Source organism: Paenibacillus oryziterrae (assembly GCF_042610485.1).
Taxonomy (GTDB): Bacteria; Bacillota; Bacilli; order Paenibacillales; family Paenibacillaceae; genus Paenibacillus_AQ.
The window spans coordinates 80,066-100,764 of the sequence record NZ_JBGJZO010000017.1 but is presented as its reverse complement, the minus strand read 5'-3'; the positions used below and the strand labels follow the sequence as shown (position 1 = coordinate 100,764).

19 protein-coding genes are annotated in these 20,699 nt (G+C 48.2%); 3 read left to right on the top strand and 16 right to left on the bottom strand.

Translation table 11 applies throughout. From position 1 onward, the window contains the following. From ACAN55_RS17150 to ACAN55_RS17090, 13 genes are all read right to left on the bottom strand, one after another. Nucleotides 1–2,358, bottom strand: a 2,358-nt coding sequence (locus tag ACAN55_RS17150; RefSeq protein ID WP_379135385.1) for a hypothetical protein, incomplete at its 3' end; no start/stop codon positions are given. A gap of 411 nt (nt 2,359–2,769) precedes the next feature. Continuing rightward, complete coding sequence (locus ACAN55_RS17145; RefSeq protein WP_379135382.1) at nt 2,770–3,342, bottom strand: SMI1/KNR4 family protein; 573 nt, start codon at nt 3,340–3,342, stop codon at nt 2,770–2,772. A gap of 27 nt (nt 3,343–3,369) precedes the next feature. Continuing rightward, nucleotides 3,370–4,071: a DUF554 domain-containing protein gene (locus ACAN55_RS17140; RefSeq protein WP_379135398.1), complete on the bottom strand. Its 702-nt coding sequence runs from the start codon at nt 4,069–4,071 to the stop codon at nt 3,370–3,372. A gap of 41 nt (nt 4,072–4,112) precedes the next feature. Then, on the bottom strand, nt 4,113–5,522 hold the full coding sequence (locus ACAN55_RS17135) for an NAD-dependent malic enzyme (RefSeq protein WP_379135379.1): 1,410 nt from the start codon (nt 5,520–5,522) through the stop codon (nt 4,113–4,115). Nucleotides 5,523–5,555: 33 nt separating this feature from the next. Further along, the gene (locus ACAN55_RS17130; RefSeq protein WP_379135396.1) at nt 5,556–6,464 is read right to left on the bottom strand and encodes a phosphotransferase family protein; all 909 of its coding nucleotides are present in this window, start codon (nt 6,462–6,464) and stop codon (nt 5,556–5,558) included. Nucleotides 6,465–6,499: 35 nt separating this feature from the next. Further along, nucleotides 6,500–7,732 (bottom strand): MFS transporter, encoded by a 1,233-nt coding sequence (locus ACAN55_RS17125; protein WP_379135377.1) that lies wholly within the window; start codon nt 7,730–7,732, stop codon nt 6,500–6,502. A gap of 140 nt (nt 7,733–7,872) precedes the next feature. Further along, on the bottom strand, nt 7,873–9,753 hold the full coding sequence (gene htpG / locus ACAN55_RS17120; protein WP_379135374.1) for a molecular chaperone HtpG: 1,881 nt from the start codon (nt 9,751–9,753) through the stop codon (nt 7,873–7,875). A gap of 233 nt (nt 9,754–9,986) precedes the next feature. After that, nucleotides 9,987–10,181, bottom strand: a complete 195-nt coding sequence (locus tag ACAN55_RS17115) for a hypothetical protein (protein ID WP_379135371.1) — start codon at nt 10,179–10,181, stop codon at nt 9,987–9,989. Between the two features lie 66 nt (nt 10,182–10,247). Then, nucleotides 10,248–12,125: a putative bifunctional diguanylate cyclase/phosphodiesterase gene (locus tag ACAN55_RS17110; protein WP_379135368.1), complete on the bottom strand. Its 1,878-nt coding sequence runs from the start codon at nt 12,123–12,125 to the stop codon at nt 10,248–10,250. Between the two features lie 248 nt (nt 12,126–12,373). Then, nucleotides 12,374–12,829 carry a HEAT repeat domain-containing protein gene (locus tag ACAN55_RS17105; RefSeq protein ID WP_379135365.1) on the bottom strand — a complete coding sequence of 152 codons (456 nt, stop codon included), beginning with the start codon at nt 12,827–12,829 and terminating at the stop codon, nt 12,374–12,376. A gap of 149 nt (nt 12,830–12,978) precedes the next feature. After that, complete coding sequence (locus ACAN55_RS17100) at nt 12,979–14,097, bottom strand: ABC transporter permease (RefSeq protein ID WP_379135362.1); 1,119 nt, start codon at nt 14,095–14,097, stop codon at nt 12,979–12,981. Nucleotide 14,098: 1 nt separating this feature from the next. Further along, on the bottom strand, nt 14,099–15,028 hold the full coding sequence (locus tag ACAN55_RS17095; RefSeq protein ID WP_379135359.1) for an ABC transporter ATP-binding protein: 930 nt from the start codon (nt 15,026–15,028) through the stop codon (nt 14,099–14,101). A 163-nt stretch (nt 15,029–15,191) separates the two neighbouring features. Next, nucleotides 15,192–15,845 carry a M48 family metallopeptidase gene (locus ACAN55_RS17090; protein ID WP_379135357.1) on the bottom strand — a complete coding sequence of 218 codons (654 nt, stop codon included), beginning with the start codon at nt 15,843–15,845 and terminating at the stop codon, nt 15,192–15,194. A gap of 107 nt (nt 15,846–15,952) precedes the next feature. On the opposite strand from ACAN55_RS17090, the gene ACAN55_RS17085 reads away from it, so the two are divergent. The 3 genes from ACAN55_RS17085 (at nt 15,953) to ACAN55_RS17075 (ending at nt 17,903) form a co-directional block, all read left to right on the top strand. Further along, nucleotides 15,953–16,573 carry a LysE family transporter gene (locus tag ACAN55_RS17085; RefSeq protein ID WP_379135355.1) on the top strand — a complete coding sequence of 207 codons (621 nt, stop codon included), beginning with the start codon at nt 15,953–15,955 and terminating at the stop codon, nt 16,571–16,573. Nucleotides 16,574–16,722: 149 nt separating this feature from the next. Continuing rightward, nucleotides 16,723–16,965, top strand: coding sequence for an AsnC family transcriptional regulator (locus ACAN55_RS17080; RefSeq protein WP_379135352.1), 243 nt, complete (start codon nt 16,723–16,725; stop codon nt 16,963–16,965). Next, the gene (locus ACAN55_RS17075) at nt 16,962–17,903 is read left to right on the top strand and encodes an EamA family transporter (RefSeq protein ID WP_379135349.1); all 942 of its coding nucleotides are present in this window, start codon (nt 16,962–16,964) and stop codon (nt 17,901–17,903) included. Before ACAN55_RS17080 ends, ACAN55_RS17075 begins: the two co-directional genes overlap by 4 nt. Nucleotides 17,904–17,932: 29 nt before the next feature. Here ACAN55_RS17075 and ACAN55_RS17070 read toward each other — a convergent pair whose 3' ends face one another. The 3 genes from ACAN55_RS17070 to ACAN55_RS17060 all read right to left on the bottom strand — a co-directional run bounded on the left by ACAN55_RS17070 (nt 17,933) and on the right by ACAN55_RS17060 (nt 20,650). Further along, nucleotides 17,933–18,712 carry a hypothetical protein gene (locus tag ACAN55_RS17070; protein ID WP_379135346.1) on the bottom strand — a complete coding sequence of 260 codons (780 nt, stop codon included), beginning with the start codon at nt 18,710–18,712 and terminating at the stop codon, nt 17,933–17,935. Nucleotides 18,713–18,862: 150 nt separating this feature from the next. Next, complete coding sequence (locus tag ACAN55_RS17065) at nt 18,863–19,336, bottom strand: VOC family protein (RefSeq protein WP_379135343.1); 474 nt, start codon at nt 19,334–19,336, stop codon at nt 18,863–18,865. Nucleotides 19,337–19,357: 21 nt separating this feature from the next. Beyond that, nucleotides 19,358–20,650 (bottom strand): sensor domain-containing diguanylate cyclase, encoded by a 1,293-nt coding sequence (locus ACAN55_RS17060; protein WP_379135340.1) that lies wholly within the window; start codon nt 20,648–20,650, stop codon nt 19,358–19,360. Nucleotides 20,651–20,699 lie beyond the last annotated feature (49 nt).

The window sequence follows — 20,699 nt, the reverse complement described above, 5'->3', positions numbered from 1 at the left end:
TCTCGCACTTTCCACCGGCGTTCCGGTTGTTGTCCCTGTCTGCGCCACCGGCGTCACTTCAAAGCTGATGAACTTCGCCAGATCCACAGTTTGGAGCGTGTACGTGGAACTCGTTGCCCCCGCTATCGCTGTCTTGTTCGTTCCAGAGATATCATCCGCCCGGTACCACTTGAACGTACTCGTTCCTTCTTGATCCGTGTTCGCATCACTATACGTGTAACTGCCCGTCAGCGTCTGTCCTACCTGCGCCGTTCCGGATATGCTCACACTGGATGCTACCGGAGCTGCTTCTCCCGCTACAACCACCGCTGTTCTCGCACTTTCCACCGGCGTTCCGGTTGTTGTCCCTGTCTGCGCCACCGGCGTCACTTCAAAGCTGATGAACTTCGCCAGATCATCTGCTTGGAGCGTGTACGTGGAACTCGTCGCTCCTGAAATCGCTGCCTTGTTCGTTCCGGAGGTATCATCCGCACGATACCACTTGAATGTGCTCGTTCCTTCAAGATCAGTGTTCGCATCATTATACGTGTAACTGCCCGTCAGCGTCTGTCCCACCTGCGCCGTTCCGGATATGCTCACACTAGATGCTACCGGAGCCGCTTGAACTACTAAAGTAGACACATCCAGTTTGACTGGGGCTCCCTGCAGATTTGGCAGTCCCTCATCATCTTCTGCCACAGCATAAACATCGTAAGCAGTACCGGAGGTAAGTCCGGAAACGTTAAACGTATGGCTATAAGGCCCTGAACCCACAATATTCGATCCACTTGCAAGAATGCTTACGCCGCTATACGTAACACCTGATTTCACTTGCGCTGCCGTTGGTGCAGTCTGTCCATCCCCTACAACAACATAATAAATCTTACCGGCTTCATCGATACTGGCCGAGAGATCAAAAGCAGTGGCTGCCACATTTGAAACATTAGGAGTGATATCAAAGACAGGGGCTGTGCTATCAGCCACAGGTTTGATGTCTGTAATTTCGATATCCTGGAACTCCGTGTAGCCACTTACAGTCAATATGACTTGAGTAACATCATTAACCGCATTTGTAAAAGAGTTGACGATGGAATACCCCAATGTACCATCTTGATTGACTGCATAAGAATCGTTGTGGGGTACACCTCCTGATGTGAAGCTAACATCCACCGAAGACATGTTCCAAGTTGTTTTATCGGCAGCAAATTTAAAACTGGATAAATCAAAGGTATACCCGCTCTCCGCTGTAATATATAAGGTAACGGTAGAGCCTATTCCAGAATATGCATAGATGCCTCCAGGGAATCCGGCGTTCTCATTCGGGGCATACACACTCAAATAACCTGTAACTAAATCCTCAGGGTACAATGAGATATCGGCCGTATTCCCGGCAGTAACGGTTTTGGTCAGCACATTGTTCACGATACTGGCATTATCTGCCGTAGAGAAGTTCACATCATTTACACCAGTCACCGTTACCGCAACATTGTGAATACTACTGCCGTTATTATCGGTAGCGGTAATTATCACATCATAAACATTATTGGTACCTGCGTCCGTAGGCGTCTCGTAATCAGGCGCGCCCTTAAAAGTTAATGCCCCTGTAGATGAATTGATATTAAATTTGCTCTGATCGGCCCCACCGGTAAGGGAATAGGTTATCGTCCCAGTTCCAGTTGCCACAGCAGAATATACCGTTCCTGAGGCATTCTCGGCAAACGTTGCCGTAGCTGATGAAGTAAAGACCGGCCCTGAAGTCGGATTTTCAAAGTCGATGTTATCGATAATCATTGTAACTCCCGAGCCAGTATTATCTGTTCTTGTAAAACGGACAGTATCAATATGATCCCAATCGCTTCCGAAAGAAAGTGCGCCTGCTCTGTATACGCTAGGTTCCTTGGTATACGTAATTGCACTACTTCCGCTGCCATAGTCTCCAGAAGTACCAAAGTCGAATCCGCTAACGGTGACTACCGGACTCATTCCTGACCCACCATTGTACCCGGTAATTTCATAGACCTGCGCACTGTCTTGATCTACCACATTGGCATTCAATGAGACAAGTCTGAAATCATTGCTTAGATCAGCCGAAGCGAATTCGAAATAGGTTATGCTGTCGCTAGCATCCCACTTGAAATCATTAATGACGCTATGATCATCAAATCCGTCAATGTGCTCACCTAAAAATGCATCAGTATCATCGATAATATCCACCTGAGATGTTCCATTGGAAGAATAAATCAAGCTTCCAAGTGTTCTGCTATTCGTGGTATTTCCACTGTGTGAATAACTCTCAAAGTTCTCATCTACAGGAGAAGAAGCAACTGCCTTTAAAGGAGATACATTCGAGAATACGATGATACACGCTAAAAAAACCACCCGGCCCTTCCTGGGTAAAGTCCAACTTTCAGCAGTCTTACTTTTGTTCCGTTTCAATAATTGGATCACAAGTTAAGCCTCCCTGTATACGTTATCTATCATCTTCAACCAATAACGAAGCCTTACTCTATTCCTCCCTTCAGTGCCAATCTTTTATCCCATTTAAACAAGTTATACAGACAGGGCCGCCTCACACATGGATACTCGATAAAAGATTCGAGTCTTTCGTTCACAAATTCGACAGATAACATAAATATCCTTTTTTTAACCTAAAAATTGATGTAAGACGACTTGATATGACAACATTCGCACTTTTCCAAAATAAAAACGGCGGCTTGTCCGTAAATACCAGAATCAAGCCGCCGTATAATATATATTGCAAATGTCAAATAGTTACAATTTCAATCAAATCTACTCCGACCAATAAATCGCAGCCGGATTCAGCTCTGCCCCTACTTCGCCTTCTTTAATAAGATCGCAGTCCAGATAACCGTCTTCGTCCAGGAAATACACCTCTTGTCTGTAGAACTGGCACAGTGTCTCCAGGAAAGCTACCGGTGAATCAAACATAACCGTTAAATCACCAAAGTCATGCAGCAAGTCACATACCTGCTCTACTCCATCCTCTGACCGGTAATAACAGATGAAGTCGCTGCTGTAGTTGGTGAGAATCGGCAGAACAATTCCTTTGCCGTCCCAGTCCTTTCCCTTCAAAATTCCCAACACTTCTTCCAGCTTATCAGCGTATTCGTCAATATGGATCAGCTTGTAGCCCGGTATGAACTCAATCAGGCTTGCATCCTCTACTTTCTCGCTTGTCCCAGAGACCGCGCTGTAAATAGCCTTGAGAAGTTCAGGTGCATCCGGCACTATATCTGTAATTGGCTTGCCGTATTCTGCTGCCGATGCTCCCAGACTCTCCACGTATTCCGGCCGCAGCTGTGCAGACAGATCAAGGTATTCATTAAATTTGGTTGTTAGCATGTCTTCATTCCTTTGTCTGATATTTCACTAAAAGATATACAATCCCGCCACCATCAACACAGCCACTACGATCCCCGGGATCAGGTTCGCTACCTTGATCTTCGTCATCCCCAGCAGATTAAAGCCAATGGCTGCAATCATGATACCGCCGGTAGCCGTCAGTTCAGCAATACACTGGTTGAGCAGCTCATCCGGCATGAAACGGCTAATCTGTGTAGCGAATAAGGCTATGGCCCCTTCGTAGAGAATGATGGGAATAGCCGAGAACATTACTCCAATCCCTAGTGTCGTCGTAAGGATGATAGAGATGAATCCGTCCATAATCGCCTTGGTATACAGGATATCATGGTTTCCTTTGATGCCGCTGTCCAATGCACCGAGTATCCCCATGGCACCGACCACAAACACCAGACTTGCCGTGATAAACCCCTGCGAGATACTTCCTGGCTCGTTCGAACCAATCGTCTTCTCCAGCCAGTTCCCGACGCGGGTGAACTTGTCCTCCAGTGAGATAAGCTCCCCGATGACTGCCCCGATCACGAGACTTAATATGACGATGAGAAAATTATTGCTCTTAAAACCCATTTGTATGCCCAAGACGATAATCGCCAGGCCAATCGCGTTCATTACCGTAGTTTTCATACTTTCCGGTATTCTGCGCAGTAAGCGCCCAAGCAGCGTACCGAAGATTACAGTGATCCCATTCACCAGCGCTCCCAGTAAAACCATCTCTTCACCTATCATTTCTATATTTATGGTCGTTCTTTCCGTCACTCATTAAAATCCGGCGGAATCCGCCGGGCTTTCCCGGTCGCAATGGCTGCCTTTATGACCGCGTATCGTACCTCTTCCACCACTTTTTCGTTAAAAATACTTGGAATGATGTATTGCTCATTCAATTCATCAGGATGGACTACCCCGGCGATGGCTTTGGCAGCAGCCAGCTTCATCTCCAGATTAACCACACTGGCCCGGCAGTCTAAAGCGCCCCGGAAAATACCCGGAAAGCACAGAACATTGTTGATCTGATTCGGGTAATCACTTCTACCTGTCGCCAAGACACGGACATGATGTTCTGCCAGCTCTGGATCGATCTCCGGGGTTGGATTAGCCATGGCGAACACGATGGCGTCTGCAGCCATATCCATGACATGCTGCTCCGTCACAATCCCTCCCCGGGAGACCCCGATGAACACATCCGCTCCTCGCATCGCATCGCTCAGATCCCCGGTCACCTCATCCGGGTTCGTCGCTTCCGCAAGACGCTGCCATTCCGGGTTATCGTAATGTTCTCCCTTACGCAGAATCCCTTCCCGGTCAACGGCAATAATGTTACGGGCGCCCGCCGCGAGCAGCAGACTGCAGATCGACACACCAGCAGCCCCAATACCTGCAACAACGATCCGGACCGACTCAATCGACTTGCCGACCACTTGAAGCGCGTTCAAGAGCCCAGCTAGGGCAACGATAGCCGTGCCGTGCTGGTCATCATGAAAGACAGGAATGTCCAGCTCGGCAGCAAGCCGGCGTTCGATCTCAAAGCAACGGGGGGAGGCAATGTCCTCGAGGTTAATACCGCCGAAGCCCGGTGATACCGCCTTCACGTGTGCGATAATCGCTTCCGTATCCTTCGTGTTCAGACAGAGCGGAAAGGCATCGATCCCCGCCAGCTGCTTGAACAGCATCGCCTTGCCTTCCATCACTGGCATCGCAGCTTCCGGACCGATATCCCCGAGGCCCAGAACAGCTGTACCGTCGGTAACAATGGCTACTGTGTTGCGCTTCATAGTCAACGAATACGCTTTTCCCGGATCTTCGGCAATCGCCATACATACGCGGGCAACCCCGGGAGTATATACCTGTGACAGCTCTTCCCGGTTCTTGATCGGCATCTTGGGCGTGATTTCAATCTTGCCGCCCAGATGCGCAAGAAAGGTCCGGTCCGACACATTGATCACCTTGATCCCCGGCATAGCGGATAGCCTCCGGGTCACTTCTTCATTCCCTGCATCCTGCACGTTCACGGTGATATCCCGGGTGGTGACCTCCTTGCCTGCACGGATTACGTCTATCGCAACAATATCCCCGCCGGCTACCGTAATTACAGATGCAACGTCTCCAAAAGATGCTACCGATTTACGAATATCCAGCCGGATAATGATTGTAGTTGAAATCGACATGTCTGAGACCTCCTCTTATGGCTACCTGGATGTTCAAAGACTTTCAGCGTACCAGCGCGGAATAATCCGCGTGAAATCATCATAATCCGTGAACGCTGTCTGGTAGCGCTCAATCATGCCTTCGACATCGGACGGGCCAAACGGGATAGCCCAAATAATAGAGTACAGCGCCGAATACGCCACATAAAGCGCATGTCTTCTCCAGAATTCCACGGGTGGGCTGCCTTCAAAGTACCCTTCTATCTTCCCCTTGGCAAAAGCAATACTGTGCTCTCTGTCGAACATCTGCACTTTATAGAAATCTTCCACATAATCCCCGCTGTCACAGCGGTTGAAATCAATAACCCCAATCCCGCCCTCTGCGGTATAAATCAGATTGCCGATATGGAAGTCCCCGTGGCGGTAGACCTGCTTCACATGATCCAGCTGACTGATGTTATCGCGCACATAGGCAATCACACGTTCATCCCCGTGAACCCGGTAGGGACAGCTTTCATACTGCTCCACCCGAGAAAGGATTCTATTCTTCATCCAGTTCCCCCATACGGGATCATCACCGGAGTGCGGGACGGAATGCATCTGTTTCAATATTTTCCCGGCTTCGATACCCAGCTCATACTGCCGCGCTTCCGGCAGAGAATGTATACATTCGTGCAGGGAGACGCCTTCGACCCAAGTCAGCAGCATGTACACATTCTGCCCACCCCGGGTTAATCCAAAGTCCACTGCCCGTGACATCGGGAACGCAAGCTGGTTCATCCGCTGAATGAACTCATACTCCGCCTCTTTGGCCGCATACTTCTTGCTGTCCGCGAGCCGAAGAAGAAGCTTCCGGCCTAACCTGTCTTCGATATAATACTTCTTGTCATCAGACCAGCCCTTGAGAACAGGCTCGGCGATCTTCCAGTCCTCGTAACCCGGAACTTGGGCTATGGCATCCATCGTATCCAACGTATTTGCCCTCCTTTATTAAGCCGTTAAGTCTCCATCTGTGGGGCTGGTTCTCCGGCCTTCAGCAGCACTTTATTGGTCAACAGGAACAGCCCCTGGATGAATAGTAGCAGCCCGGTACCAATCAGCATCCATTCGATGCGCACGTAATCCGCCATAGGCCCGAACACCAGCATGCCGAGGGGCATCATGGAGCTTGAGATCATTCCCATCACTCCGAATACTCTGCCTAGATAGTCCGGTTCCACCTTCTCCTGCAGCATCACGGTGGAGGGGGTATTGAACATCGGCATGGCCACACCGACAAACCCCATAACAAGCAGGTAAATCCAAAATACCGGAATCCATCCGAGCGCGAACGTACCTGCTCCGATGACGACACTTGCTAGTGTCATCGTATGTACGCGGTTGCGGAATCCGCCCCAGGAAGCCATGAACAGGCCGCCGCTCATCATCCCGAGGGAAAAGGCAATCTCGATTGCGGTCAGCCGCCATATCTCCTCCCCGAATGAACGGTTCACCTGGAGCGGGGTCAGAAAGGCCACCGGAGCCGCAAGAATAAAGAAAAAAGCACAGAACGTAAAGAATGCCCGGATATAGTTATGGTTCTTAATATAGGTAAATCCGAGACGCAGGTCATTATAATAGCTTACCGTCTGCTGCTGTGCGGCTTTGGCATGAACCGGCACATGCAGAAATATTAGCATCACTGCAACCGCAATCGCCGCCGTAACGACATCAATAAAAAAGATCGCCTCAATGGAGGCAAAGGTAAGCAGTGCCCCGCTGAGCATGGGTGATACCAACATCACCAGCGCCTGGATACTGCCATTCAAGCCGTTCACCTTGGTCAGCTTATCCTCGGCAACTAGCTGAGGGATAAACGCTCCTACAGCGGGCGTCTGTACACCGGTCCCCAGAGCACGCAGCGCTGAAGCTACAAAGAGCAGCCACATGGCATCATAACCCATCAGGAACAGGACAGCCAACACTAGCGTAGATAAAGCAATCATCGAATCTGATACCACAATAAGCAGCTTGCGGTTATACCGGTCCGCCCATACTCCTGCAAAAGGAGACAGGAAGAACGTCGGCACAAAGCCGCAAATAATGGATATCGTCATCATCAAGCCCGATTGCGTATTCAGGGTAATGTACCACATGATGGCATACTGAACCAGGGATGAACCGAATAGGGACAAGGTCTGGCTGGCGAGGAAAAGCACGATATTTTTGTTCCAATCGGATTTAGCTGTCAAAGGTCTCACTCCTGTCCTTACTTCTTGTCGCTATCGTAACATAGAGTGCTGGGTGATTTGAAATGAAAAGTCGGCAGTCACAACAAAATACCCCGCCGTGGCCTATAGCCATAACGGGGTATTTTGAGCGGCTTTATTGTTTAAACCATGATTTTGCAAATATCATTAGTGAATTCTACCGGATCGCCGACAGGCAGACCTTCAATCAGTAGTGCCTGGTTGTACAGCAGATTGGTATACAGTCCAAGCTTCTCTTTGTCGTTAGCGTGAGCTGCCTTCAGAGAACCAAACACCTCATGGTTAATATTGATTTCGAGCACCTTATTTGCTTTGACGTCTTGACCGTTCGGCATCGCCTTGAGAATCTTCTCCATTTCAATGGAGACATCACCCTCCGTAGACAGGCAGACCGGATGGGATTTCAGGCGCTTGGAGGCTTTAACATTCGTCACTTTACCGGAGAGCATGCCTTTCATCGCTTCGAACAATTCCTTGTTCTCATTCTCTTCGGCTTCCGACGGTTTGTCTTTCTCATCGGCTTCAATGCCGAGATCGCCGCTGGATACAGATTTAAATTCCTTCTCCTTGTAGTTCATGATCGTATTGATGGCGAATTCGTCAATGTCATCTGTGAAGTACAGGATTTCATAACCCTTGTCAGCTACCAGCTCGGTTTGCGGGAGCTTCTCAATCCGTTCAATAGACTCACCGGATGCATAGTAGATATACTTCTGCTCTTCCGGCATTCTGGATACGTACTCGTCCAGCGTAACCATCTTCTTCTCCTTGGAGGAGTAGAACATCAAGAGGTCCTGCAGTGTCTCTTTATTCATGCCGTAGTCGCTGTAGACACCGAATTTCAGGCCTCTGCCAAACGATTTATAGAACTGCTCGTATTTCTCTCTTTCTTCCTTCAGCAGGCTTTGGAGCTGGCCTTTGACTTTATTCTTGATATTCTTCGCAATCAGCGTCAGCTGACGGTCATGCTGCAGCAGTTCCCGGGAGATGTTCAGGGACAAATCCTCGGAATCCACCATCCCTTTGACAAAGCTGAAATAATCCGGCAAGAGATCCGAACATTTATCCATAATCAGCACGCCGTTCGAGTACAGCTCCAGCCCTTTTTCATATTCCTTGGTGTAGTAGTCAAACGGCGTATTCTCCGGAATGAACAGGATAGCGTTGTACACGACAGCGCCATCCGCACTAATGTGTATATGTTTCAGCGGCTTGTCAAAGCCGTAACGTTTCTCCATATAGAAATTCTCGTAGTCTTCCTGGGTCAGCTCGCTCTTGTTCTTGCGCCAGATCGGCACCATGCTGTTCACAGTCTGCTCTTCAAGTGTATCCTCGAACTCACCTTCACTGCCTTCCACAGGCTTCCGGCCCTTCACTTCCATCTTGATCGGGAAGCGGATGAAATCGGAGTATTTCTTGATGATGGCCTTCAGGCGGTATTCTTCCAAATACTCATCATACTGCTCATCTTCAGTGTTGTCCTTTATCGTAAGCACAATCTCAGTTCCTACGGTTGCCTTCTCGGCAGGCTCAATCGTGTAACCGTCAGCGCCACGTGATTCCCACTTAAAAGCCTCATCGCTGCCCAGTGCCTTACTCGTAACTGTAACCATATCCGCAACCATAAAGGCCGCATAGAACCCGACCCCGAACTGGCCAATGATATTATGTCCATCCTTGGCTTCGTTCTCTTTCTTGAACGCCAGGGAGCCGCTCTTCGCAATTACGCCAAGATTGTTCTCCAGCTCTTCCTTGCTCATGCCAATTCCTGTATCGGTAATGGTCAAGGTCCGGCTGCCCTTGTCAGCCACGACTTTAATATAATAATCCTCTTTATTGAACACCAGACTATCGTCGGAGAGTGCCTTGTAATAGATTTTATCGATAGCGTCACTGGCATTGGAGATAAGTTCTCTGAGGAAAATCTCCTTATGCGTATAAATGGAGTTAATCATCATCTCCAGCAATCGTTTAGATTCGGCTTTAAACTCTTTTTTCACCATGGGTTTCTTTAGATCTCCTTTCGAATGTGGAAAATTGAAGAATTACGCTTACGCGTTAATATTAGCACTCCATCTCTCTGAGTGCTAATGCTAACTTCTATATACCATATCCGAATTTTCAATGTCAACATTAGGACTGGAATAATGGATAACGCCCCCCTGCTTGCACAAAAAAAGAGTTACCCTCCAGTACCCTTTCGGGCCGGGAAGGATAACTCTCTGGTTAATAACGGTCATTCATTTCTCGGCGAATATAAATATTGATAAGCTCCGGTAATCAGGAAATACACTGCCACTAAGGAGACAAGCACAATTGCCCAGGAGTACTCACGGACGGTATAAATGAGAGAAGTAAGTACAATAAATAAGGTAAGCCGCAGAACGCCTTCTCTCTTACTGCCTTTTAGTCCAATAGCCCATTTAGCCATTATGAACCCTCCCTTTCCTAAAGCACGATACTTAATATTACCCACAAGGAAGGACAGAAATAACAGCTACATTAAACCTTGATGCAGAAACCGGGATTCCAGCAACTCTTCCACTTCAGAGGACGGCATTGGTCTATAGAAATAGTAACCCTGGATTTCATCACATTTCTCTCTTTTCAGAAACTCAAGCTGCTCCTTGGTCTCTACTCCTTCTGCTATTACCCCAAGCTCCATGCTCTTGCCGAGTACGATAATCGCTTTCGCTATAGCCTGGTCTTTTCGAGAGGCCTCGATTCCCTGAACAAAAGGCATGGCGATCTTGATCCGGTCCACATTCAGCCGCTTCAAATACATAAGGGAGGAATATTCTGTACCGAAATCATCTATGGACAAGTAGACTCCCAGTTGTTTCAGACGGTTCAATGTACCCTCAATAGAGGACTCCTTCATGGCAATGCTCTCCGTAATCTCAAGCTCCAAATACTCAGGACTCAGCCCTGTCTCTGCAAGAACTTGCTCAACCAATGTTACAAAGTCGGGGTTCTGCAGTTGAGAAACCGAAACATTCACACCTACGCGGATTGGAGGAATTCCCGCAGCCTGCCAAGCCTTATTCTGCCGGCAGGCCGTATACAGAACCCATCTACCGATATGAAATATAAGTCCCGTACGTTCAGCAATCGGAATGAACGCACTAGGCGGAATCATGCCCAGTTCAGGATGCCTCCAGCGGATCAACGCTTCCATACCTTTGATATGCCCCGTTTCGCAGCTTACCTGAGGCTGATAGTATAGTTCCAGCTCTTTCCGTTCCAGCGCCCGATACAAGTGATGCGTCAGCCTGACGGTCTCCTCAGCTTTATCCTTCATGGCACTATGACAAAGAACATATTGGTTTTTACCTCGACTTTTCGCTTCGTACATGGCGGTATCCGCATTCTTGGTCAGGGTTTCCGCATCGTCTCCATCCGCCGGATATACGGCAACGCCCATGCTCGAGGAGATTACACAGTCCTGACCGTTTAACCTGAAAATAGGGGAAAAGCAATTCAGAATGCGTTGGGCCAGAATATGTATGTTATCCATGCTATCCAGTCGCTGCACCATGATCATAAACTCATCGCCGCCAACCCGGGCGATAACATCGTCATGTGAAAGCGTACACCTCAGCCTCGCGGCCGCCTCCTGCAGCAGCCTGTCCCCACTCTCATGTCCCATCGTATCATTGATCATTTTGAAACCATCGAGGTCGATGTACAGCACTGCAAATAATGAATTCCCTTGTTCGGAGGATTCAATAGCTTGTTTGATATGATCCGAGAATAAAAGCCGGTTCGGCAGACCCGTCAAATGATCCTGGTAAGCCAACTCCTCAATCTTACTCATGTGATAAGCGTTTTCCCTGAATTTATTCGTGAAAGCTTTATTCACAAACAAGGCGGCACACAAAGCAAGTGTAAAAAAACTAAGCCGGGCAATATGATCTGCGGTATTCACCAGCACCTCCAGCTGAGGCCTGAGAATCCAGACGGTTACCTGCGTGAGCATGATAGAAAGGGAGATCACGTAGAACATTTTACGGTCAGTGATTACCAGTAACAGAATAATGATAAAAAAAGGAAACGCCCATACGGTGATAGAGGCACAGTATAGGAAGCTTAAAGTGATGAGAGGGATGGCTAGAGAAACAATAGTACCAATGGTAAGCGTCCTCGCCTTGTCGCTTAATTTCATAAGCGTAGCCGAGTACAACAGTACGCCCATGACCAATAGAAGACCGCTGACTGTTAATATTTCCAGCATCGGCCTTCCCTCAAAGAGCCTGGCTATGAAATTAATGGAGGCTCCCAGTATAAATCCCCCTGCGATCCATTTCACCGCTCTGGATCCGACCTGTCTGCTGGATAATCGAATAATCTCGTTGGCATCTTGTTTCATCTTCATAATCTCCAAATTGTAAATAACCCTCCTACCATTCGGGTCTATTCACCAAAATATGACTTCTATTATTAAATAATATCCCAAAATATAGATTTAAGATATACCTAAAGTCCTAAAATTTAATAAAAAACAGGACTTGAGAATCATTTTAAAATTTGGATATCATCAATACAAATAACCCGCAAGGTAGACACTTTAACCAAGTGTCAGCCTTACGGGTTTCATTTCGGCACGCAGAGATCCGCGTCTGTTTATTTACTCCGTCTGTCGGACGAAACTTCAGCCCATTGCTTTTCCAGCCAAGTATCAAATTCCGCACCTTTTTCGCCTTCGTACACATCGTAGATATCGATTCTCATCTTTTTCAGCTTCTCTTTAAACTCTTCATAAGTGTGATCTTGGGGCAGGCTCTTCTTAATTCTGAGCAGAATCTTGGAGAGACCCTTCACCGGATCCGGTCTGTTCTTCGAGGGTGCTGCTACGGACTCGCCAAAAGCTTTGAGCTTCTGGTAAGCTGCTTCCTGAACGGTATATACCGGATCACTTGCGGCAAGACGTGTCAAAATGCTGATCGTTTGTTTATTATTCCACTCGGCCAGCTCTTCAACAGCCGCCAAACGTGCTCTCCAGTCGGACGTGCGGTTCGCCGCTTTTTTCAATTCTCCGAAATTCTCCGGAAGGTCAACCTGCAATTCTTCATTTGCCATATCTTTCAATCCCCTTTAGTCACATCTCTTGCATGAATTACACAATACCTAACAGTAACAGTATAACCCGGGAAATTGCAAGTGATAAGACTTATCCAAGGATTTATTTATCTTAAAAAAGTAATTCCGCACGATCTGTATATCATAATCTATCTCACCTCTATTTTCCCTTTGCGGTAGATTAGTGAACCGATGGTAAAAGCCACTACTCCCCACAACATCAGGATGCCCATGCCTGCCCAGAACTCTCCGCTCAGGATGCCAGATGCGTACACCATGCCATCCCGCATGCCTTCCACGAAATAAGTGAGGGGCAATAGCTGTGTAACGGGCTTCAACCAATTCGGCAATGTGCTGGTAGCGAAAAATACACCACTCAGGAACATCATCAGGAAGCTGGTGATATTCGCGATCCCCATGTAGGCTTCAATGGATTTGCTGAAGGAAGAGATCAGGTACCCAAGGGCATTAAAGGCAAGAACCCCTACAAAGAAAGCCACGATTAGGGTAGGCAGCTCTACATGAAGATTCGCTCCAAACCCGAACACTCCGATTACAGTCAACAATACGATCTGGACAAAGCTGAGCACGAAGCGCACCATCATGCCGCCAACCCCGTACAATCCCATGCGTGCAGGCGTCATACGCAGCCGCTTAAGTAAGCCAGATCTGCGGCTTTCTACCATATCCACCATGCCAAAGAGACCGGACTGGGCAACAGACAGGGCGATCATCCCCGTCAGCAGGAAATCGGCACTGCTTAAATCGCTGCGTCCGCTGGACACTACTGAAGATTCCAAAGTGAATGCTGGCTGAATTCCAGCCGCGGCGAAATTGGCCTGCTGCAGCGACTGATCAAGAATACCCCGTACGGCCTGGGAGGTAGCGTTGGTCTCATTCTCCACGTTGACGAGCAGCTGTACTGCACCACCCGTTTCACCTTCTGGAAGAATGATCACTGCGTCTACGTCTTTCTCCTTTATCCATTGATCCGCCTGCTCCTTACTGACTGGCTGCTCCGACTTCCATTCGAAGACCGGAACTTGACGCAGCCCGGCTTCCAGTTGATCTGCAGAAGCGCTGGCCTGTGGCTTCACGAGAGCCACCTTGGCCTTGAAATCGCTGTTGTCTCCGCCGCCAAAGATCACCATGAATACCACCATCAGAATGACAGGGAAGAATAAATTCCAGAACCACACCTGCTTCTCACGGAACATCGTTTTAAGCTGTGCAGTGAACAGCTTCTTCAGTTGTCTGCCTGTACTCATCCTAGTCCCTCCATTCTTTGCCGGTGAAGGCAATAAAGACATCTTCAAGACTCATTTCGCGAATGGATACATGCTCAACCCGGTATCCCCACTCCTTGGTGTATCCCAGGAGTTCATATAATGCCTGCTCCGGCTGAGCCGACCAAAGCGTCAGATTGGCGCCATCCCGCTCCATGCGGATAATACAAGGCTGATAAGTCATCGCTTCTTCGGTCTGCCGTGCCGCTTCCTGACCTTCGAAGAAGGACAGGCGGACTTCCCGCTCTTTCGTCAGTCTGCCGATCAATGCGGCCGGTGTATCCAGACTGATAATGGTCCCCTGGTCGACAATACAGACACGGTCGCTTAGCTTCTCCGCTTCCTCCATGTAATGGGTTGTCAAAATAATCGTGGTGCCGAGGCTCTTCAGCTTAAGAATAATGTCCCAGATATTGCGGCGTGCCTGGGGATCCAGGCCTGTCGTCGGTTCATCCAGAAATATAATCCGCGGATCGCTGACCATGGCCAGCCCGATCGCCAGACGCTGCCGCTGCCCGCCGGACAGGGACTTGACTCTTTTACGGCGGTGCTCTGTCAGATTAATCATCTCCAGCACTTCATCCGTACTTCTGGATTTGGGATAAAAGGAAGCAAATAAGTCCAGATTCTCTGCTACGGTCAGCAGGTCAAACAGCGCTCCCGACTGCGGTTGAACTCCGATGATGGTCTTGATCTTGCTCTCATCCTTGCTCCAGACGAGACCGTCTATTGTAATTGATCCGGCATCCGGCTGCTGTAATCCTTCAATCATCTCCAGTGTTGTGGTCTTGCCCGCACCATTGGGCCCGATGATCGTAAAGACCTCGCCCGCTTCGACTGAAAAGCTGATATCTTCAACTGCTCGCACCTGACCGAACGACTTTTGTAAATTCACTACCTCCAGCACTGACATGATATCCCTCCCGATAATTTCCTGTGTCTTGCTCGCAGCCTCATTATACCCTGGACACGAGCCGGGTCTGAACCGTCTTCAAGACCATTTGCATATCCGCCTTGAGATGTAGATGCAGCACAAAGAACCGCCCCGGACACACCGGAGCGGCTAACTTGAAATTTCATAGGGTCATGAACTGCCCGTGCCGGGCCAGATACTCTTCCTTAGCTTTATAATCCGGCATAATACTGCCCAGCCGCCGCCAGAAGGATCTGTCGTGATTCATATGAAGCAGATGACACAGCTCGTGGATAATGACATAATCGATCACTTCCACCGGAGCCATTGCCAGACGGTAATTGAAAGTCAGTTTCTTGTCCGAGCTGCAGCTTCCCCACTTGGTCCGGGATTCCACGATCTCAATGCTCTTGGGCTTCACGCCAAGTTTCGCCTGATAATCGCCGATACGCTTCCCTACAATCTTCTTACAGCTGGCGAAGTAAAACTTCTTAAGCTGGATTCTGAGTTCTTCCTCGCTTAAACCGTCGGTATCAATCAGCTCATGCAGCGGAACCTCTTGACCAAGATGTAAGAACTTCCCCTCGTCCTGGTACTCCTTGGCCTCCGGGGTCTTTCTGGCCTCTTCAAGTTTATGCAATTGCTCTAATATCCACGGTCCATGCCGCTCCACCGCACTTAGTACCATCTCCTCGGTTGTTCCCTTGGGAGCCTTCACGGTTACAAGGCCAATGGGATCGATATGAATGGAGAGTTTTTTTCTATTTTTATACGTGACGTTAAAATCTATCGGCTGATTCTGAACTACAATTCTCATATCCACCATCGTTTCTGTTGTAATATGCCTAAGTATATCAAAACCACTATCTTTAAAAAGGGGGTCTTGCATATAATGATAGGAAAGTTTATGGAGAGGCAGGCGGAATGATGTTCCTAAAAGGTCTGAGGTTCGGGATGCTGCTGCAGCTTGCGGTAGGTCCGGTATGTATTTTTATATTCCAGCTTGCCGCAGCTCAAGGGTTCATTTCAGCGGAAGCGGGGGTGCTCGGAGTCACACTTGTGGACGGGCTGTTTATTACAGCCGCCATTCTCGGGTTAACCTCGGTGATCTCGCGAACGAATATGAAGCGGGGCCTGAAGCTGTTCGGAGCGGCTGTCCTGTTTATTTTTGGTGCCAATATGATTGCCGGCGTATTTGAACTCAGCTTCATTCCCAGTTTAGACGTCACGGGTGGCTCTGATACCCCTAACGCATTCATATACACCCTGCTGCTGACGGCCTCTAATCCGCTCACTATCCTGTTCTGGGCCGGAGTATTCTCCGCCAAGCTGACTGAGGAACATTTACATAAGAGTGACATTTATATCTTTGGCCTGGGGGCGCTGGGGTCTACAGTCCTCTTTCTCACGCTGATTGCTTTCATCGGCAGCCTAACGCAGGTATTCGTCACACCTTTGGTCATGGAGGCATTGAACTTCGCGGTAGGTCTATCCTTTATGTATTTCTCCGTTAAGATGTTCATGAAAAAAAGTTACGATTCGTAATGTCTTGCGGCTTCATTCCTATTCCTCACACTTACTCATTAGCTTGTTTATGCCGCTAATATCTTCTATTCGTTCGAATCTTAATCCTTAGTCTTACTAATAGTCCGTATTTTAGGCATATATGATATGATCTCCTCAGGAGGTGGAACATGGACGATATCGATCTCAAGATTATTCAGCTGCTGGAAGAGGACGGCAGGTTATCGCATGAAGAGATCAGCAAGCATGTGTTACTGAAGCTGCGGGCGCCCTCACCGGAGGAGCTAACCCATTTCATTGATGAACTTGTGAAAATACCTGAGATTCAGGAAACCTCAACCACATTTGTGTTATCCACCATTTACGAGAACGGAATCAATGAGCTGAATACCAGCAAAGGAGATACCGTATGAAGTCCGTGAGCATTGCGGCAACAAAACCTGCGGCGACAGGCTCGAAGCTTGCCGTTACCCTAATCGCGCTTATATCCCTTTATATCTTCTGGGGAGGTACGTACCTTGGCATGAAGGTGGCTATTGAGACCATTCCCCCATTTATCATGGCGGGAGTCCGGTTCCTTATGGCCGGCACAATCCTGTATTTCGTTGCCCGGATAAAGGGTGACCCCCGTCCAAGCCGCTTGGAATGGAGGGGTGCCGGAATCGTGGGTGCATTACTGCTGCTTGGAGGTAATGGAGTAGTTGCTTGGGCGGAACAAAGAGTACCCTCAGCGATCGCTTCACTGCTGGTTGCTACGGTTCCCTTATGGATTATTATGTTTAATTGGCTGGGCGGCAGCCGGAAGAAACCCAATACCGGGGTTATCTTAGGAGTAGTGTCAGGGTTTCTGGGCATTGCCGTTCTGGTGCTGCATTCAGGCGGAAGCTCAGATCAAGGCATGGATGTTGTGGGCATACTGGCCCTGTTGTTCGCTTCCATATCCTGGTCTATCGGGTCTCTATATTCCCGCACGGCCAAGCTCCCGGATTCACCGCTGCTGTCCACAGCCCTGCAGATGATTGTTGGAGGAATTCTGCTCATCGTACTGTCTCTGTTCCTTGAAGACTGGTCCGCGCTGCATCTGTCCGATATTTCGCTGCGCAGTTATCTTGCCTTTGGCTATCTCGTGTTGTTTGGCGCTATCGTAGGGTATACTGCCTATATTTGGCTACTCAAAAATGCCGACCCCACCTGGGTATCCACCTATGCTTTCGTAAATCCGATGGTGGCGGTAGCCCTCGGCTGGTTCATCGCTGGTGAGCAGCTCCCTGCGAACTCCCTGATCTCCGCCGTACTGATCATTACCGCCGTTATTGTGATTACGGTGTATGGAAAGAAGCAAAAAGGTTAGAACGGTACTCCCCTCCGGCAGAGAAGAACCTATGATAACCCGCAATGCATAGCCAATCTGCGAATTTCTGCACTTAACCGGGGATTAACCGGATACATCTCCTCAAGGTACCCCAGAATGGAAACCGCGGATTGCGGCACCCTGTTGTATCCCTGCAGCATGGTGCCAAGCCTTGCGGCGAAATCCGGGAATCTCTTCTCGAATCTTCTTTCATTCCCGTAAATATCGGGATAATAGTTCACCTCTTCCTCCAAAAGGTGTAGCACAGAGATGATGCTGTCCACCGCATAACGTTCGATGAATTTCAGGGCCGACAGCTTCTCGCCTCTGGCGTATCGGCACAGCCCCACATACTGATTGGTCAACGCTTCATTCAGGGAGAACTCCACTGATTCCGCGCGTATCCGGGGGAAAACCTTCAACGGTTTGGTGATTGTCCGGTTGAAGTATCCGGGAGCCATCCATACGATTCGCCCTTCCGAATAGTCAGAGACTGCAAGCTCTGCTTCTTCGAATACCGCGAACTCCCCGTAAATCCCATCCTCGAATAGAATCTTATGCCCGAGATCACTGTTCCGGAAATGATAAGCCAGCGGGTACGTGTCCTCCAGCCAGTCCAGTTGTTCAATAAACCGCTGTGTATAACCTGGCGCTACAATTACAAAGAAATCCAGGTCAGAATATTCATCCAGCCGTCCCGTCTCTATTCCCACCGACCCGAGCCCCAGCAGCGCGAGCGCACCGCCTTTCACCTCCAGCGTCCTGCCGATGTCATCCAGTCTGTGCATCAGCAATTGTGTTCTTTCCATTCTTAAACCTCCCCGGATAAAATAAAATGCAAAAAGGGCCCAACCACGTGAATACGAGGTTGAACCCAAAGGTTTCATTGCCTTTTTGTTAGGATAAAATTAACACTTGTTTGAATGTCCGTCAAGTCACCGTCACTGACATACCGTCAATCAGTTACCTTCGTACGCTTCTCTTAAACCCGCAATATCAATCTTGCCCATCTTGAGCATTGCCTGCATGACCCTTGACGCTTTGGCACGATCAGGATCACTCATGAGCTTCCCGAGTTCCGTAGGGACAATCTGCCAGGAGAAGCCGTATTTATCCTTCAGCCAGCCGCATGGACCCGGTTTGCCGCCTTCCGTCAGCTTCTCCCACAGCTCGTCCACTTCCTCCTGCCCCTCACAATTGATCAATATGGATACCGCTTCGGAGAACTTGAATTCCGGTCCGCCATTGAGTGCCGTGAATGTTATCCCATTCAGCTCGAACGTAACTGTCATTACCATGCCTGCAGGCCGCCGCCCGCCTTCACCATAATACGAAGTATTCACAATTCTTGAATTTTTGAAAATAGAGGTATAGAACTCCGCAGCTTCTCCCGCTTCCGTATCGAACCACAGGTTAATTACGATTTTCTGCATAAACATCTCTCCTCAATTTTTTTACATCGTCGTTTGGTTTCTTCCTCCGTGCTTAGCAGCATACAGCTTATGATCTGCCTTTTCCAGCAGCTCGCTGATCTTCTCACCCTTGTACTCTTCAATTCCTATGCTTAGCGTTAGCCTGATGCCCTGAACAAATTCCGTTGACTCGACAATTTGTCTTATATATTCTGCTACCGTAAAACCTTCCTCTATGGAGGTGTTCTCAAGCATAATCAGAAATTCCTCGCCCCCATAACGCCCAACCACATCCAACTTCCGTGTGTTCTCTTTAAGAATAGTGGACAGCTGCTTCAGAATCTTATCGCCAGTCAAATGTCCATAACTATCGTTAATATTCTTGAAATGATCAATGTCGAGGATCAGCACGGTGAAGCAGTCCTTCTGCACATTTCGCCCCGCAGCCATTTGCTCGAGCGTATCATAGATATGCCTGTGATTATACAGCCCGGTCAGCCCGTCTACGGTCGCCAGATCCTTCAGGACACTGTTCTGTTCAGACAGCTTCTGCTCGGAGAGCTTCATTTCCCGGAAGATGATATCATAAGGCTCCTGTATGGCTTTAACGATGATGACCTTATAGATCAGGAAGAAGGAAAAGATTTTAAAGTAGTGTCCGACCAGATTGGATAATCCGTAATTATCAATATATATGGTGAAAGCAAGCTCTGATATAATCGTAAAAATCATGGATACGGTCAGCACTTTATATATTTTGCCCTCAAACGCATCTTTATTGATATGGAGCATCACGATAGAGGCAAGCAATATCGTACAAATAATATATTCGCTGTACTTTTTAAACGGAGTAAGCCCCTGCCCCTCAATAAAACATACAGGGAATACTTTCCAAACGTATATGGACAGCATCAATAGAGCTGTAATGAGCGTGTATACGCTAAAAATGACGTTCGGATTGAGTTCTCTTTTAGATTTCACAAATATAAATGAGAGCAGAAGAACAACACTTTCAAAAAAACGGGCAGCGATCCACATTTGATTGGCATAATAATCATAATCGGTGAAAATCCCCATGCCTTTATATGACATCGTATGAAACAGGTCCATAAACCCAATGAACAGATAGGCAATGCCCACAAGCAATAAATAGTTATTTTTGATATAGTGGCTCGAATTCCAAGAGATTAAAAATACCGTTGCAGCGATACAAATGCTGAATATTTCTGCAGTGGTATGGAAAAGCAGATAACTGTAATAGCTGCTGAAGTACAGCAGCACAAGTACTATTAAGGTAAACCAAGTACCTGCTGTTCTTTTTGTAAGGAGTCTCATTCTACTATCACCTTCTTCTCATTCATGATGCTGACAACTTTAAATGACG